15 protein-coding genes and 1 pseudogene are annotated in these 15,449 nt (G+C 61.4%); 10 read left to right on the forward strand and 6 right to left on the reverse strand.

Going from position 1 to position 15,449, the window contains the following annotated elements:
- Positions 1 to 20: 20 nt before the first annotated feature.
- Positions 21 to 773, reverse strand: a complete 753-nt coding sequence (locus PSEBG33_RS08450; protein ID WP_005789988.1) for a thioesterase II family protein — start codon at positions 771 to 773, stop codon at positions 21 to 23.
- Between the two features lie 301 nt (positions 774 to 1,074).
- Here PSEBG33_RS08450 and PSEBG33_RS08445 point away from each other — a divergent pair, with 301 nt between their 5' ends.
- A complete protein-coding gene (locus PSEBG33_RS08445; RefSeq protein WP_005789991.1) occupies positions 1,075 to 1,626 on the forward strand; it encodes an RNA polymerase factor sigma-70 in 552 nt (183 codons plus the stop codon).
- Positions 1,627 to 1,640: 14 nt separating this feature from the next.
- On the opposite strand, the pseudogene PSEBG33_RS30155 reads toward PSEBG33_RS08445, so the two are convergent.
- The 3 genes and pseudogenes from PSEBG33_RS30155 to PSEBG33_RS08435 all read right to left on the reverse strand — a co-directional run.
- Positions 1,641 to 1,730, reverse strand: a pseudogene (locus PSEBG33_RS30155) (outer membrane lipoprotein carrier protein LolA); the annotation flags it as partial.
- A gap of 40 nt (positions 1,731 to 1,770) precedes the next feature.
- Positions 1,771 to 2,559, reverse strand: a complete 789-nt coding sequence (locus PSEBG33_RS08440; protein WP_005789993.1) for a substrate-binding periplasmic protein — start codon at positions 2,557 to 2,559, stop codon at positions 1,771 to 1,773.
- A gap of 92 nt (positions 2,560 to 2,651) precedes the next feature.
- Positions 2,652 to 3,275 carry a TetR/AcrR family transcriptional regulator gene (locus tag PSEBG33_RS08435; RefSeq protein WP_005789994.1) on the reverse strand — a complete coding sequence of 208 codons (624 nt, stop codon included), beginning with the start codon at positions 3,273 to 3,275 and terminating at the stop codon, positions 2,652 to 2,654.
- A gap of 153 nt (positions 3,276 to 3,428) precedes the next feature.
- Here PSEBG33_RS08435 and PSEBG33_RS08430 point away from each other — a divergent pair, with 153 nt between their 5' ends.
- From PSEBG33_RS08430 to PSEBG33_RS08395, 8 genes are all read left to right on the forward strand, one after another.
- On the forward strand, positions 3,429 to 5,207 hold the full coding sequence (locus PSEBG33_RS08430; protein ID WP_005789996.1) for an acyclic terpene utilization AtuA family protein: 1,779 nt from the start codon (positions 3,429 to 3,431) through the stop codon (positions 5,205 to 5,207).
- Positions 5,208 to 5,219: 12 nt separating this feature from the next.
- Entirely contained in the window at positions 5,220 to 6,092 is an 873-nt protein-coding gene (locus PSEBG33_RS08425; RefSeq protein WP_005789998.1) for an SDR family oxidoreductase, read from the forward strand.
- Positions 6,093 to 6,096: 4 nt separating this feature from the next.
- Entirely contained in the window at positions 6,097 to 7,713 is a 1,617-nt protein-coding gene (atuC, locus tag PSEBG33_RS08420) for a geranyl-CoA carboxylase subunit beta (RefSeq protein ID WP_005789999.1), read from the forward strand.
- Between the two features lie 17 nt (positions 7,714 to 7,730).
- Positions 7,731 to 8,888: a citronellyl-CoA dehydrogenase gene (gene atuD, locus PSEBG33_RS08415; protein ID WP_005790001.1), complete on the forward strand. Its 1,158-nt coding sequence runs from the start codon at positions 7,731 to 7,733 to the stop codon at positions 8,886 to 8,888.
- A complete protein-coding gene (locus tag PSEBG33_RS08410; protein WP_005790002.1) occupies positions 8,885 to 9,646 on the forward strand; it encodes an enoyl-CoA hydratase/isomerase family protein in 762 nt (253 codons plus the stop codon). Before atuD ends, PSEBG33_RS08410 begins: the two co-directional genes overlap by 4 nt.
- Positions 9,647 to 9,755: 109 nt before the next feature.
- Complete coding sequence (locus tag PSEBG33_RS08405; protein ID WP_005790005.1) at positions 9,756 to 11,639, forward strand: acetyl/propionyl/methylcrotonyl-CoA carboxylase subunit alpha; 1,884 nt, start codon at positions 9,756 to 9,758, stop codon at positions 11,637 to 11,639.
- 75 nt (positions 11,640 to 11,714) lie between these two features.
- The gene (locus PSEBG33_RS08400) at positions 11,715 to 12,257 is read left to right on the forward strand and encodes an exonuclease domain-containing protein (protein WP_005790007.1); all 543 of its coding nucleotides are present in this window, start codon (positions 11,715 to 11,717) and stop codon (positions 12,255 to 12,257) included.
- A 64-nt stretch (positions 12,258 to 12,321) separates the two neighbouring features.
- On the forward strand, positions 12,322 to 12,603 hold the full coding sequence (locus tag PSEBG33_RS08395) for a pyrimidine/purine nucleoside phosphorylase (RefSeq protein WP_005790009.1): 282 nt from the start codon (positions 12,322 to 12,324) through the stop codon (positions 12,601 to 12,603).
- 48 nt (positions 12,604 to 12,651) lie between these two features.
- On the opposite strand, the gene PSEBG33_RS08390 is transcribed toward PSEBG33_RS08395, so the two are convergent.
- Positions 12,652 to 13,458: an MOSC domain-containing protein gene (locus PSEBG33_RS08390; RefSeq protein WP_005790011.1), complete on the reverse strand. Its 807-nt coding sequence runs from the start codon at positions 13,456 to 13,458 to the stop codon at positions 12,652 to 12,654.
- Between the two features lie 38 nt (positions 13,459 to 13,496).
- A complete protein-coding gene (locus PSEBG33_RS08385; protein ID WP_005790014.1) occupies positions 13,497 to 14,432 on the reverse strand; it encodes a chemotaxis protein CheV in 936 nt (311 codons plus the stop codon).
- Positions 14,433 to 14,980: 548 nt separating this feature from the next.
- Here PSEBG33_RS08385 and PSEBG33_RS08380 point away from each other — a divergent pair.
- Positions 14,981 to 15,430, forward strand: coding sequence for a hypothetical protein (locus tag PSEBG33_RS08380; RefSeq protein WP_005790015.1), 450 nt, complete (start codon positions 14,981 to 14,983; stop codon positions 15,428 to 15,430).
- Positions 15,431 to 15,449: the final 19 nt, after the last annotated feature.

Raw genomic sequence — 15,449 nt, forward strand, 5'->3', positions numbered from 1 at the left:
ATTCGGGAAGTCGGTGAGGTTCAGCCGGCGGCAAGTTGCCGTGCCGCGCCAATGCGCCAGCGCGCCAGGTGTTCGTCGGCATAGCGCCGCAGGCAGCGCAATACCGCGCTTTCGTGCTGTACGAGAAAGAAGTGATGGCCGTCGAACATATCCAGGGAAAAACCGCTGGCGGCGTCGAGTTGCCAGTCGAGCAACTGGTCGGCGCGCACGCTGTCCTGCTTGCCGCCAAACACATGAATCGGCAGGCCAAGCGGCTCGCGCTCGCCGTAGATGAAGCTGCCGCACAGCAGGAAGTCGGCGCGCAGGATCGGCAACATCAACTGCATCAACTCGGGGCTGGCCAGGGCTTCTTCGGCCGTGCCCTGCAATTCGCGCAGGCGGGCGATCAGTTGGGCATCGGTCTTCTCGATCGCGTATTCGCTGACATCGCGCCGCGCCGGGCCAGCCGTGCCTGAAGCAAATAACGCCAGGGGCGCAGGCACATTGCGCGCACTCAAGGCATGGGCCAACTCGAACGCCAACAGCCCACCCAGGCTGTGACCGAACAAGGCATAAGGGCCGTCGAGATCACGGCTGATTTCCTCAGCCAATTGCGCCGCCAGAGCCTTGATATCGCGCTGCAACGGCTCGTCCATGCGCCTGCCGCGCCCGGGTAATTCCAGCGGGCATACCTGCAACCAATCCGGCAGGACGCGGCGCCAGCGAGCATAGACCGAGGCGCTGGCGCCTGAGTGGGGCAGGCAAAACAGACGCAGCCGGGTGGGCGTATTCATCACGCAAGCACTCCAAACCGACACATGCCCAATGCACGATAAAAACCCATCTGCTCCTCCTGCGGGTGCTGATCCTTGGCCGTTTGTTAACAGGCCTGTCACCCAGAAGAACGGACGGCCCCGGCAAATAATTAGTCGCAGGGGGCGAGCGAGACGTGGTTCACACCTTCCACAAAGGCATAAGATTAGTTCGCCTTCTCATTTGACAATCATTATCATTCAGCATAATTTGTTGCCCGATGTGTAGGAGGCCTCAGCAAGGACGCCCTCCCCTAACCTCTTTTGCGACAAGGTGATTTCCATGACGGAACAAGTATCCACAGGCAGGTGCGACTCACCCCTTCTGCAGGCGTTCGTCGATAATCGACTGATATTGGTGAAGATCGCCGCTCGCATTACCGGGTGCCGTTCCCGTGCCGAAGACGTGGTACAGGACGCCTACTTCCGATTGCAGTCGGCGCCGACAATTACTTCATCGTTCAAGGCCCAACTGAGTTACCTGTTCCAGATCGTGCGTAACCTGGCGATCGATCATTACCGCAAGCAGGCCCTGGAGCTCAAATACTCCGGGACCGAAGAGGAAGGCTTGAATGTGGTCATTCACGGCGCTTCACCGGAAACCTCCCATATCAATTTCAACACCCTGGAAAACATCGCCGACGCCCTGACGGAACTGCCCCAGCGCACCCGCTATGCGTTCGAGATGTACCGCCTGCATGGCGTGCCGCAAAAGGATATCGCCAAGGAGTTGGGGGTTTCGCCGACATTGGTGAACTTCATGATTCGCGATGCGCTGGTGCATTGCCGCAAGGTGTCGGGAAGCCACAGCGATACGTTTGCACGCAGGGTTTGAGCGCGGCAGAAACAAACTGTAGGAGCGAGCTTGCTCGCGAAAAACACACAGGCGCCGCGTTCATTCAGGAAGCCTGCGTTATCGTTGACATTTTTCGCGAGCAAGCTCGCTCCTACACAGGCAGTTTATTTTGCCTCTTCGGTCTCAAGGCACTGGCGTCAGATCAATACGATACGGCTCGAAAATCTTCAGCATCTGCCCATTGTCCCGCAAGCCCTTGAGCAATGCGGAAAACGCCTCTGCCGTGATCGGTGCCTTGGGCCGCAGCAACGCGTAATGGTGATACACCTGGTCAATGCGCTCGGACACCAGAAATTGCCTGGCCATGTCCACATTGCGCACCAGAAAATCACTCAGGTACGAACGCGTCACCAAGGCAATATCGGCCCGCCCACGCGCGACCATCAGCAGGTTGCTGTCATGGGAATAGGTCAAGGTGGCGTTGAAGTGCTGGGCCATGTTCCTGGGGTCGGGGTTGAAGCCCGCAAAGGCGTAGTGATAGCCGCTGAAGACTGCCAGGCGCTTGCCGGCAAGGTCGGCAAAATAGCTTTCGTCGCGACCTGGCTGACGTTGGGCGACGAAGATTTCTGCGTCTTCCAGGCCCATGTCGACGCTGGTATGGGCAATATCCCGCCAGCCCCAGGACGGATTCTCGAAAATCGCCATGTCGACCCGGCCTTGCTCGAAATCGCGGAAACGCCGGGGAATAGATGTGGGTACCAAGACAAACTGGTAGTCGGTTTGCGCAGCGTTCAGGGCCTCGATCAATTGCGGCAGCAAACCGGTGTCGGCACCTTGTTCAGGACGTACGGTGTAAGGCGGAAAGTGCGCCGCGCCGATCCTCACCAATTGCGCAGCGCCCGCCTGCGTCCACACGGCGCTGCCCAGTGCCCATAATGCAAGTCCTGCAGCCAGCCGCCATGGCGAAAACATCGAGGCACACACCGTTGAATATTCTGATGGCGCTAAGCTAGGCGTTTTTATCGGGGGAGACAACGTTCGCCCTCAAATTAATAGCGTGCACCTCAATCCGCCTTTAACACCATCAGCAGGGCCTCTTCGGCCAATTCTTCAAGGGTCAGGCTGCCCTGGGTACGGAACCAGGTAGTGGTCCAGGACAACGCGCCCGTCAGGAAACGCCGAGTAATAAACACGTCACCGCGGATATACCCGGCGGTCTTGGCCTCACCCAATACCTGCAACCAGATATCTTCATAAACGTCGCGCAAGGCCAGCACCTGGGCCTGGCCCTCGGCCGACAGCGAACGCCATTCGTAGACCAGCACCGCCATGGCCTCGCCGCTGCCGCCCATGATCGACTGCAACTCGCAGCGAATCAGCGCCAGCACACGCTCGCGTACAGTGCTCGCCTCTTCCAGCGCGGCGCGCATCATTGCGGTGTTGTAGTGGATGGTTTCTTCCATCACCGCCCGCAGAATCTCGTCCTTGCTCTTGAAATGATGAAAGATGCTGCCCGACTGTATGCCCACGGCGCTGGCAAGGTCACGCACGGTAGTGCGCTCAAAACCCTTGTTGCGAAACAGGTGAGCCGCGGTTTGCAGCAATTTGCCCCGGGCGCTCTCGGGGTCGGTCAATCGGCCACCGGCGACCATGGCGCGCATCACCCCCAGGGCTTTGTGCTCATCCATGCTGCTCTCCTTCACTTGTGCTGACATCTTGGGCGGCAATTTAGGCCGTGGCCGCCACCCAAGCAAGCGCTTGGGTAAAACTTGTGCGCACAGTTTACAAACCAAGCGCTTGCTTGGTAGTCTCGACACCAGCCCCTGGAGGACGGATTTCTCATGAGCAAAACGGTTCGTATCGGCTGCGCCAGCGCCTTCTGGGGCGACACCTGCACGGCGGCCGCTCAATTAGTGCACGGCGGCGCCCTGGATTACCTGGTGTTCGACTACCTGGCGGAAGTCACCATGTCGATTCTCGCCGGAGCACGCATGAAAGACCCCAAAGCCGGTTACGCCACGGACTTTGTCGAGGTCCTCACGCCCTTGCTGGCGGATCTCCAACGCCAGGGCATCCGCGTGATCAGCAATGCCGGCGGCATCAACCCCCAGGCCTGCGCCGCCGCCCTGCAAGCGGCCTGCGACCAAGCCGGCATTGCGCTGAAAATCGCGGTGCTGCTCGGCGATGACCTGCACCCCCAACTCAAACACCTGCCCAACGTCACCGACATGTTCAATGGCGCCCCGCTGCCACCTTTGTGCGTGTCCGCCAATGCCTACCTCGGCGCGCCGGGGATTGCCCAGGCCCTGGGGCTCGGCGCCGATATCGTCATCACCGGCCGGGTAGTCGACAGCGCGGTGGTCAGCGCGGCCCTGGTGCATGAGTTCAACTGGTCATGGCAGGACTACGATCATCTGGCCCAGGCCGCCCTGGCTGGGCATATCATCGAATGCGGTGCCCAGTGCACCGGCGGCAACTTCACCGATTGGCGCGACGTACCGGACTACGAGCACATCGGCTTCCCCATCGTCGAAGTCAGCGCCGACGGCCAGTTCACCGTCAACAAAGTCGAAGGCAGCGGCGGCCTGATCAGTGAACTCAGCGTGGCCGAACAGCTGCTGTATGAAATCGCTGATCCGCGCGCCTATCTGCTGCCGGATGTGATCTGCGATTTCAGCCAGGTCAAGTTGCAGCAGCAAGGCAAGCATTCAGTGCGTGTGCACGGCGCCAAGGGGCTACCACCCACCGATCGGTACAAGGTCAGCGCCACCTATCCTGATGGTTTCCGCTGTACCGCCAGTTGTCTGCTTGCCGGGATCGACGCGGTGGCCAAGGCCGAGCGGGTCAGCCAGGCGATCATCAACAAGACCGAGCAACTGTTCAACCAACGCGGTTGGGCGCCCTACACCGACGTGAACATTGAGCTGCTGGGCAGCGAAGCCACCTACGGCGCCCATGCCCGGCGTGAGGATTGCCGCGAAGTGGTGATGAAACTGGCCGTGAGGCACCCGAGCAAACAGGCCCTGGTGCTGTTCGCCCGCGAGATCGCGCAAGCGGCCACGGGCATGGCACCGGGGCTCACCGGCATCGTCGGCGGGCGGCCGACGGTCTACCCGTTGATTCGGCTGTTTTCGTTCCTGATCGACAAGGCGGCCTGTGCAGTGAGCGTCGATTATCAAGGCCAACGCCACGCCGTCGAGCTGCCCGCCGCGCTCCCCCTACGCACGCCCGCTGCCCCCATCGAACCGCCCAAACCCCAAGGCCGCGCCGACGCCAGCGTGCCCCTGGTAAAACTCGCCGTGGCGCGCTCCGGTGACAAGGGCAACCACAGCAATATCGGCGTGATCGCCCGCCACCCCGACTACCTGCCATGGATCGCCGAAACGCTGACCCGGGAGGTGATCGTCGACTGGATGAGCCACGTGCTCGACCCCCTTCACGGCCGCGTCGAGCGCTGGTATCTGCCCGGCAGCCACAGCCTGAATTTCCTGCTGGAAAATGCCCTGGGCGGCGGCGGTATCGCCAGCCTGCGCATCGACCCCCAAGGCAAAGCCTTTGCCCAGCAACTGCTGGAAATCCCCATCGCCGTGCCGCAACACATTGCCGACCAACTCACCTAAAGGACCGTTGCCGTGGCCTTCGACTCGATCTTCAAAGCCGACCTGTTCCAGGGGCAAACCGTGATTGTCACCGGAGGCGGCAGTGGCATTGGCCGCTGCACCGCCCATGAGCTGGCGGCCCTGGGCGCTCGCGTGATCCTGGTGGGCCGCAAGGCGGAAAAGCTGCAGAAGGTCGCAGCGGAAATTGCCGAAGATGGCGGCGTCACCCATTGGCATGTCTGTGATATTCGTGATGAAGAAGCGGTGAAAGCGCTGGTCACGCAGATCCTGCACGACCATGGCCCCATCCATGGCCTGGTCAATAACGCCGGCGGCCAATACCCCTCGCCCCTGGCCGCCATCAACCAAAAGGGCTTTGAAACCGTACTGCGCACCAACCTGGTGGGTGGTTTCCTGGTGGCGCGGGAAGTGTTCAACCAGTCGATGAGCAAGCACGGTGGATCAATCGTCAACATGCTCGCCGACATGTGGGGCGGTATGCCCGGCATGGGCCATTCCGGCGCAGCGCGGGCGGGCATGGATAATTTCACCAAGACCGCCGCGTTTGAATGGGGCTATGCCGGGGTGCGCGTCAACGCCGTGGCGCCCGGCTGGATTGCCTCCAGCGGCATGGACACCTATGAAGGCGCGTTCAAGGCCGTGATCCCCACCTTGCGCGAGCATGTGCCGCTCAAACGCATCGGCACCGAGTCGGAAGTCAGCGCGGCCATCGTTTTTCTACTCAGCCCGGCCGCGGCCTTTGTCAGCGGCAGCACGCTGCGCATCGACGGTGCCGCCAGCCTGGGCAGTCGGGCATGGCCGCTGCACAAGGCGCAGGCGCCGAGCCAACCCTTCAATGGGTTCCACCGCGCCTATCTGCCGGATGTGCTCAAGACGGAGCAATAACACGATGCCGACGATTGAAACCCTGGTCGATCCCCACAGCCCACAGTTCGCACAGAATCGCGCCGCCATGCTGGCCGCCATTGCCCAGTTGCATCAACTGGAACACAACCTGCTGGCCAAGGCTGAGGAGGCCAGGCCCAAGTTCGACAAGCGCGGCCAATTGCTGCCCCGCGAGCGCCTCAACCTGCTGCTCGACCCGGGCGCGCCGTTTCTGGAACTGGCCAGCCTGGCCGGCTACAAACTCCACGACGACAAGGACGGCAGCGCCGCCGGTGGCGGGCTGATCGCCGGCATCGGCTATGTCAGCGGCGTGCGTATGTTGGTGGTGGCCAACAACAGCGCGATCAAGGGCGGTACCATTTCCCCCTCGGGCCTGAAGAAATCCCTGCGCCTGCAACAGATCGCCATGGAAAACAAACTGCCGGTGGTGACCCTCGCCGAAAGCGGCGGCGCCAACCTCAATTATGCCGCCGAGATTTTCGTCGAAGGTGCACGCAGCTTTGCCAACCAGGCGCGCATGTCGGCGATGGGCCTGCCGCAAATCACCGTGGTGCATGGCTCGGCCACGGCAGGCGGTGCGTATCAGCCGGGCTTGTCGGATTACGTGGTGGTGGTGCGCGGCAAGGCGAAGCTGTTCCTTGCCGGGCCACCGCTGCTCAAGGCCGCCACCGGCGAAGTCGCCAGCGACGAAGATTTGGGCGGTGCGCAGATGCACGCGCAAACCGCCGGCACCGCTGAATACCTGGCGGAAAATGATGCCGATGGCGTGCGTATCGTGCGAGAAATTGCCGGCCTGCTGCCGTGGAATGACCGGCAGCCGCCAGCGGTAAAAAACGCCTATACCGAGCCGCTGTACCCCATCGACGAGTTGCTGGGGCTGATCCCCGACGACCCGAAAAAGCCCTACGACGTGCGCGAAATCCTCGCGCGCCTGGCCGACGCCTCTCATTTCCTGGAGTTCAAAAACGAGTTCGACGCCCATACCGTCTGCGGCCATCTGCATATCCAGGGCCGCGCCGTTGGTGTGATCGGCAACAACGGCCCCATCACGCCGAAGGGCGCAAGCAAGGCCGCGCAGTTTATCCAGCTGTGTGATCAGAGCCGTACGCCGCTGCTGTTCCTGCACAACACCACCGGTTTCATGGTCGGCACCGAGTCCGAACAGCAAGGGGTGATCAAGCACGGTGCAAAGATGATTCAGGCGGTGGCCAACGCCCGCGTGCCTAAACTCACGGTGGTGGTCGGTGGCTCCTACGGTGCCGGTAACTATGCGATGTGCGGGCGCGGCCTTGACCCCCGCTTTATCTTCGCCTGGCCCAACAGCCGCACAGCGGTCATGGGCGGCGCGCAAGCCGGCAAGGTGCTGCGCATCGTCACCGAGGCCAAGCAGTTGAAGGACGGCCTGGTGCCCGACCCAAAGGTGCTGGACATGCTCGAACAGGTCACCGCGCAGAAGCTCGACAGCCAGTCCACCGCGCTCTACGGCAGCGCCAATCTGTGGGATGACGGGTTGATCGATCCACGGGATACCCGCACCTTGCTTGGGTTCCTGCTGGATATTTGCCATGAGGCTGAACTAAGGCAACTGCAACCGAACAGCTTTGGTGTGGCGCGATTCTAATCAGGAGAACAATAAAAATGATCTTCACCCAGGAACATCAGGAACTGCGCCGCACCGTGCGCACCTTCGTCGACCGCGAGATCAACCCCCATGTCGACGAGTGGGAAAAAGCCGGGCGCTTTCCCATCCACGAAATCTTCCGCAAGGCCGGCGAGCTGGGCCTGCTGGGCATTTCCAAGCCGGAGCAGTTCGGCGGCATGGGCCTGGATTACAGCTACTCCATCGTCGCCGCCGAAGAATTCGGCAGCATCCGCTGTGGTGGCATCCCCATGTCCATCGGCGTGCAGACCGACATGTGCACCCCGGCCCTGGCCCGCTTCGGCTCCGATGAATTGCGCGAGGAGTTCCTGCGCCCGGCCATCAGCGGTGAACAGGTCGGCTGCATCGGCGTGTCGGAAACCGGCGCCGGCTCCGACGTGGCCGGGCTCAAGACCCATGCGCGTAAAGACGGCGACGACTATGTGATCAACGGCAGCAAGATGTGGATCACCAACTCGCCCAGCGCCGACTTTATCTGCCTGCTCGCCAACACCTCCGATGACAAGCCGCATATCAACAAGTCGCTGATCATGGTGCCGATGAACACGCCGGGCATCAGCGTCAGCCCGCCCCTGGAAAAGCTCGGCATGCACAGCTCCGAAACCGCCCAGGTGTTCTTCGACGGCGTGCGTGTGCCGCAGCGCAACCGCATCGGCCATGAAGGCGCAGGCTTCATGATGCAGATGCTGCAGTTCCAGGAAGAACGCCTGTTTGGCGCGGCCAATATGATCAAGGGCCTGGAGTACTGCATCGACAGCACCATCGAATACTGCAAAGAGCGCCAGACCTTCGGCAAGGCGCTGATCGACAACCAGGTGATCCACTTCCGCCTGGCCGAACTGGCCACCGAAATCGAGTGTCTGCGTGCGTTGGTCTACCAGGCTACCGAGCAGTACATCAAGGGCCAGGATGTGACTCGCCTGGCGTCCATGGCCAAGCTGAAGGCCGGACGCCTGGGCCGTGAGGTCAGCGACAGTTGCCTGCAATATTGGGGCGGCATGGGCTTCATGTGGGACAACCCGGTGGCCCGCGCCTACCGCGACGTGCGCCTGGTATCGATTGGCGGCGGTGCCGACGAAATCATGCTGGGCATCATCTGCAAACTGATGGGCACCCTGCCCGGTAAAAAGCCATGAGTACCCTGCTGCTGGAAGCCCATAACGGCGTGCTGCATATCACCCTCAACCGGCCAGAATGCCGCAATGCAATGAGCCTGGCCATGGTCAAGGAACTGCGTACAGTACTGGCGCAATTGGACAGCCAGGTACGCGCCGTGGTGATCAGCGGTGCGGGCGGACATTTCTGCGCCGGTGCCGATGTGAAGGACCTGGTCGGCGCGGGGGATCAGTTACACACGTTGAACCGCACGTTTGGCACCTTGCTGCAAGAGGTGCAAGCGCTGCCGCAGGTGGTGATCGCAGTGCTGCAAGGCGCGGTGCTGGGCGGTGGGTTTGGGTTGGCCTGTGTGAGCGATGTTGCGATCGCCGAACACAAGGCGCAGTTCGGCTTGCCGGAGACCAGCCTGGGGTTGTTGCCGGCGCAGATTGCGCCGTTTGTGGTCAAGCGCATCGGCTTGACCCAGGCAGGGCGGCTGGCGCTGACGGCGGCGCGGTTTGATGGGATCGAGGCTGGCCGTTTGGGCGTGGTGCATTTTGTCGAGCACGATGCCCAGGCACTGGCGCAGCGGCTGGATGAAGTGCTGGGGCAGGTATTGCAGTGCGCGCCGGGGGCCAATGCGCGAACCAAATCCCTGTTGCTGGCAAGCGTGGATGAGCCGCTTGATGCAGTACTGGACCGCGGGGCGCAGTGGTTTGCCGAGGCGGTGGCGAGCGAGGAAGGGATTGAGGGGACGCAGGCGTTTGTGCAGAAGCGAAAGCCGGGTTGGTCTCGATGACGCCATCGCAGGCAAGCCAGCTCCCACAGGGGAACACATTTCAAATGTGGGAGCTGGCTTGCCTGCGAAGAGGCCCCAACACACGCCACATCCAGTAAGGGATAACCCAATGCCCGCCTTCACTAAAATCCTGATCGCCAACCGCGGCGAAATCGCCTGCCGTATCCAGCGCACTGCCCAAGCCTTGGGCTACCGCACCGTGGCCGTGTACAGCGACGCCGACACCCATGCCCTGCACGTGCAGATGGCCGACGAAGCCGTGAATATCGGCCCGGCTCCCGTACAACAGTCATACCTGAACATCACCGCCATCCTCGACGCCGCCCGACGCACCGGCGCCGACGCCATCCACCCAGGCTACGGCTTCCTTTCGGAAAACCCCGACTTCGCCCGCGCCTGCCAGAACGCCCATATCGTTTTCATCGGCCCCAGCAGCGAAGCCATCGAGCTGATGGGCAGCAAGCGCCTGTCGAAGATCGCCATGCTCGACGCCGGTGTGCCCTGTATCGCCGGTTACCAAGGCAGCGCCCAGGACGACGCCACGCTGCAACAGGAAGCCGAGCGCATCGGCTTCCCGCTGATGATCAAGGCCAGCGCCGGTGGCGGCGGGCGTGGCATGCGCCTGGTACACCAACCTGAACAGCTGCTGGAGCAACTGCGCACTGCGCGCTCCGAGGCAATGAACGCTTTTGGCAGCGACGAACTGATTCTTGAGCAGGCCCTGATCGACCCGCGCCACGTTGAGGTGCAAGTGTTCGGCGATCGCCATGGCAACCTGATCTACCTGGGCGAGCGCGACTGCTCGATCCAGCGCCGCCATCAGAAAGTCATCGAAGAAGCGCCCTGCCCCGTGATGACGCCCGAACTGCGCCAGGCCATGGGCGACGCGGCGCTCAAGGCCGGGCGGGCGGTGAGCTACGTCGGCGCCGGTACCGTGGAGTTTCTGCTCGACCGCAATGGCCGGTTTTATTTCCTGGAAATGAACACGCGCCTGCAAGTCGAACACCCGGTGACCGAGCTGATCACCGGCCTTGACCTGGTGGCCTGGCAACTGCACATCGCCGCCGGCCAGCCGCTGCCGCTGGCACAAGCCGATGTGGTGCTGAGCGGCCACGCCATGGAAGTACGCCTGTACGCCGAAGACCCGGCCCAGGGCTTCCTGCCGCAAACCGGTGAGGTGCTGCGCTGGGAGCCTGCCGCCTGCATGCGCATCGACCATGGCCTACGCGAAGACGAAACCATCAGCCCGTTCTACGACCCGATGCTGGGCAAGATCATCGCCCACGGCGCCACTCGCGAAGAAGCTCGCCGAAAGTTGCTGCGGGCCGTGGAAGACACCGTGCTACTGGGTGTCACCACCAATCAGCGGTTTTTGGTTGATTTGCTCAAGCAGCCGGATTTTATCGCCGGCGATTTTAGCACCGCCTTTATCGCCGAACACTTCGGCCAGCTATCGCCCCAGGCGCCATCGACTGAACAGCTCAGCCTGGCCGCAGCGCTGTTTTACCGGCACAGCGCCGGCCAGCATCCCCAAGGCCTGGCGGGATGGCGCAACACCGCCAATGTGCCGTGCACCTACCGCCTGGAGGTCAATGGCCAAACCCACACCGTGAGTGCCGACGACCTGCAACTCACCACCGACGGTCGCTGGGCCACCTGGGTGCTCAATGGCATCCGCCGGCGTACCGCCTACTACATCGACGATAACCAACTGTGGCTACCCGGCGTGAAGGTGACCAACCGCACCCAGCAGGTCGCCAGCCGCCAGGTGGATGCCAGCAGTGGCACGGTCAAGGCGCCGATGGATGGCGCCATTGTCGATATCCAGGTCAGCGTCGGCGACACAGTCACCAAAGGCCAACTGTTGCTGGTGCTCGAAGCGATGAAAATGGAGCACCCGTTGAAGGCCGGGATCGACGGCATCGTCAAGGCGGTGCAGGTCATGGCGGGCGATCAGGTGCGCAATCGTCAGGTTTTGCTACAGATCGAATAACGCCCCTAGGCGGAACTACAGGGCCGGGCTACGCTCTATCCCCATCAGAAAGGGACGAGTACGGGAACCTGCACCATGCCTCATTGGCTGATTATTGACCTTGAAGCCACAACGGATGACGGCGGTTGGCCCGTGACAGAGATGGAAGTCATCGAGATCGGCGCCAGCCTGGTCAACCGCCAGGGCCGCGAACTGGATCACTTTCAGCGCTTTGTGCGGCCACTGCGACGGCCTTTGCTGACGCCCTTTTGCCGCAAGCTGACCCATATCACCCAAGCCAATATCGACGCAGCCACACCGATCACCGAAGTGTGGCCGCTGTTCGAGCGCTGGCTGGGCCAGCACCAGGCACGCCTGGAAGGCTGGGCCAGCTGGGGTGATTACGATCGCGTGCAACTTGAACTCGAATGGCAGCGCCATGGCCTGTCCAGCGCCCTGGGGCAAACGCCCCATGTGAACCTCAAGCAACGCTTTGCCAAGGCCCGGCGCCTGGACAAACCACTGGGGCTCAATGGTGCGCTGCAATTGGCGGGGATGCAGTTCAATGGCCAACAGCATCGCGCCCTGGAAGACGCGCGTAACACCGCACGCCTGTTACCGTTGATTTTGCCGGTCTAGGCAGCTCCCGTGGGCTTGGGCATACTGGCCGACCTTTCCAGACCCTTTTTCCGAGGATTCACCCATGTTCAAAGTCAACGAGTACTTCGACGGCACCGTCAAGTCGATCGCTTTCGGCACTGCAGAAGGTCCGGCGACCATCGGCGTGATGGCTCCGGGTGAATACGAATTCGGTACCGCCCAGCGTGAAATCATGCATGTGGTCTGCGGCGCCCTGATCGTCAAACTGCCCAACGCCGAGTGGGAAACCTTCGCCGCCGGCAGCCAGTTCAACGTACCGGCCAACAGCAAGTTCCAGTTGAAGGTCGCCGTAGACACCGCTTACCTGTGTGAATACCGCGGCTAAGTATCACCGGTAAACAAAAATGCCCGTCTCCAGCGAGACGGGCATTTTTTATTCCAGGACCGTCACCGGCATCCCGACTTCCAAGTGGCCGATGCCATCGTTGACCAGGTTCTGGCCGAACATCGCGCCCTTCTCGGTCTTGCGATAGGTCTCCAGCGTCGCGAAGGGTTCGCGGTCGGGGCTGCGCTCGCCGGTGCGGGGATCAATGGTGGTGAGGATGCAACGCGAGCACGGCTTGACCACCCGGAACTCCACATCGCCGATGCGCAAGCGCTTCCAGCCATCCTCGGCAAAGGCTTGGGCGCCTTCGATCACCAGGTTGGGACGAAAACGCAGCATCTCCATCGGGCGGCCGATCTTCTCACACAAGTCATCCAGGGAGCCTTGGCCGATCAGTAACAGCGGGTAGCCGTCGGCAAAGCCGACCTTGTCGTCATCCTTGCCGTAGCCGGCTTCGGTGGTGCGCGCACGTTCCAGGGGAAGCTGTACCAGGCGCGTAGGCTTGCCGATAAACTCGCTGACCCAGGCGGCCGCCTCATCGCCAGCATCGGGTACGCGCAGGGTGTCGCGCCAGATGGTCACGCCGCGCAGTTCACTGGCACCCTCCGGCAACGCCACCTCCAACGATGAGTAGCCCGGCGAACTCAAGGTCAGGCCCCCCGCGTCGTTCCACAGCGCCGACAGTTGGCTCATCTTCGCCACCGCCCGCTGCGTCAGGAACCGCCCACTGGCTTCGTCCACCAGCATCCAACGTCGATCCCCTTGCAGGCCGAGTTTATCCAGGCCTATGTGCTGCAAGGCTTCGGCCTTGCCGGATTTGAGGGGGTAACGGTACAACGCGCTGAGACGAAGCATGGGCCTGCCTTCCTGGGAAACAAAGTGTCATCCTAAAGTCAGGCGGGCACTTCGTCCAACATCAGTCGCTCGCGCACCACATCCACCAGCTTGTCCGGCTGGAATTTGGAGAGGAAATTGTCGCAGCCGACCTTCTTCACCATTGACTCATTGAAGCTGCCCGACAGCGAAGTGTGCAGCACCACATAGAGGCCGCGCAGGCGCGGGTCGTTGCGGATTTCGGTGGTGAGGCGGTAGCCGTCCATCTCGGGCATTTCGGCGTCGGTGAAGATCATCAGCAGCTTGTCGGTCATCACCTGGCCGCTGTCGGCCCAGGCTTTGAGCATGTTCAACGCCTTGAGACCGTCGCTGGCGATGTGCATCTTCACCCCCAACTGTCCCAGGGTATCGCGCAACTGCGACAGGGCCACGTTGGAGTCGTCCACCAGCAGCACTTCGCGACCACGGGCACGTTCGAGCACCGGGTCTTCGAGTTTTTCCCGCGAGACCTTGGCGTTATAGGGCACGATCTCGGCGAGGACTTTTTCCACGTCGATGATCTCCACCAACTGGTCGTCGACCTTGCTGATGGCCGTGAGGTAATGCTGGCGACCGGCGCTGGTCGGCGGCGGCAGGATGGCTTCCCAGTTCATATTGACGATGCGGTCAACGCCGCCCACCAGAAACGCCTGCACCGAACGGTTGTATTCGGTGACGATGATGGTGCTGTTGGGCCCCGGCACCAAAGGGCGCATACCGATGGCCTGGGACAAGTCGATCACCGGCAAGGTCTGGCCACGCAGGTTGACCACCCCGCACACGAATGGGTGGCGCTGGGGCATCAGGGTCAGCTTGGGTAACTGCAGCACTTCCTGCACTTTGAACACGTTGATCGCGAACAACTGCCGTCCGAAGAGGCGGAACATGAGAATTTCCAGGCGATTCTCACCCACCAATTGCGTGCGTTGATCTACCGTGTCGAGAATGCCGGCCATTAAAAGCTCCTGGTGTACACGCCGCAGGCGCGTTGAGAGGGTATGCAGTCGTATAGGCACGTTATCGGCGGCAAGCGCCGGACCTTGACCCCAATAAAATGCCATGTAAATTCATTGATGTCACACTGACATCATGCTTTACTGCTTCGGCCCTTGATACTGTTTCAATGCGCCGTGCGCGACAGTCGAACCGACGTGCAGTTCCACCATGTAGGGGGTTCCCCTATACGCAATCAGGCCCAACCTGATATTCGCGATATCTAATAGCCATTAATGTGACGCCATTCTCATTGCATGAATGGAGTCAGGCTTTTGTTTGCCATCCCCAGCCCTTGGCCCACGGGCCTTTCAGGCACTCACGTATCGGCAACTGAAGTCGTGTCATCCCGCACACCATGGGCTACATACGACTTTCGTGAGCACTTCAATAAACGTCCTACTGAAACATCGGAAGCGACCTACAAGTCCAAGTCGTATTTCAGCGCTAGTTTTAAGCCATTCACCCGGTGCGACATCTCATCACCCGACCTTACGTTGCGGAGACTTGCATGATGAATAGCGCAAACGAATGGCAAACAGCACTTCTCGCGTTTCTGGGCGAGGCTCAACTGCTTCTGGGCAAATCCGAAGAGTGTTTGAGCCATCTGCATTTGATCCGCAACGACAGCGACGCCATCGACTGCATGAAAGCCAGCCTGGCTAAACTGGCTGAAAAAGCCGATGGCCTGGCGCTGCAGGCGATCAGCGAGTTCTCGGGGCATCTGCAAAATCTGATCGCCAATGCCCAAAGCCCTCTGCAGTTGCATGACGAGGCGCTGGACGCGCTGCATGACTGCCTGACCCTGCTGGCCTGGCAACTGGAACTGATCGACATCCGCACCGGTGAACTGAGCCTGGATGAAAGCGAGCAAACTTCATTGATCGCAACGGTTGCCTTGCAGATCCCGCAAAAGAATTTGAGCCGTACACCGCCGCAGCATCTGCATCAGGGGTCGTAGCGTCGTGCAGGTCGTATTT

Source organism: Pseudomonas synxantha BG33R (assembly GCF_000263715.2).
Taxonomy (GTDB): Bacteria; Pseudomonadota; Gammaproteobacteria; order Pseudomonadales; family Pseudomonadaceae; genus Aquipseudomonas; species Aquipseudomonas synxantha_A.

Bases quoted from the DNA above. Each gene is read 5' to 3' on its own strand.
- PSEBG33_RS08405 (WP_005790005.1), top strand. From the start codon at position 9,756: ATGCCCGCCTTCACTAAAATCCTGATCGCCAACCGCGGCGAAATCGCC.
- PSEBG33_RS08395 (WP_005790009.1), top strand. From the start codon at position 12,322: ATGTTCAAAGTCAACGAGTACTTCGACGGCACCGTCAAGTCGATCGCT.
- PSEBG33_RS08440 (WP_005789993.1), bottom strand. From the start codon at position 2,559: ATGTTTTCGCCATGGCGGCTGGCTGCAGGACTTGCATTATGGGCACTG.
- PSEBG33_RS08385 (WP_005790014.1), bottom strand. From the start codon at position 14,432: ATGGCCGGCATTCTCGACACGGTAGATCAACGCACGCAATTGGTGGGT.
- atuD (WP_005790001.1), top strand. From the start codon at position 7,731: ATGATCTTCACCCAGGAACATCAGGAACTGCGCCGCACCGTGCGCACC.
- PSEBG33_RS08380 (WP_005790015.1), top strand. From the start codon at position 14,981: ATGATGAATAGCGCAAACGAATGGCAAACAGCACTTCTCGCGTTTCTG.
- PSEBG33_RS08435 (WP_005789994.1), bottom strand. From the start codon at position 3,275: ATGGATGAGCACAAAGCCCTGGGGGTGATGCGCGCCATGGTCGCCGGT.
- PSEBG33_RS08430 (WP_005789996.1), top strand. From the start codon at position 3,429: ATGAGCAAAACGGTTCGTATCGGCTGCGCCAGCGCCTTCTGGGGCGAC.
- atuC (WP_005789999.1), top strand. From the start codon at position 6,097: ATGCCGACGATTGAAACCCTGGTCGATCCCCACAGCCCACAGTTCGCA.
- PSEBG33_RS08390 (WP_005790011.1), bottom strand. From the start codon at position 13,458: ATGCTTCGTCTCAGCGCGTTGTACCGTTACCCCCTCAAATCCGGCAAG.
- PSEBG33_RS08450 (WP_005789988.1), bottom strand. From the start codon at position 773: ATGAATACGCCCACCCGGCTGCGTCTGTTTTGCCTGCCCCACTCAGGC.
- PSEBG33_RS08400 (WP_005790007.1), top strand. From the start codon at position 11,715: ATGCCTCATTGGCTGATTATTGACCTTGAAGCCACAACGGATGACGGC.
- PSEBG33_RS08410 (WP_005790002.1), top strand. From the start codon at position 8,885: ATGAGTACCCTGCTGCTGGAAGCCCATAACGGCGTGCTGCATATCACC.
- PSEBG33_RS08445 (WP_005789991.1), top strand. From the start codon at position 1,075: ATGACGGAACAAGTATCCACAGGCAGGTGCGACTCACCCCTTCTGCAG.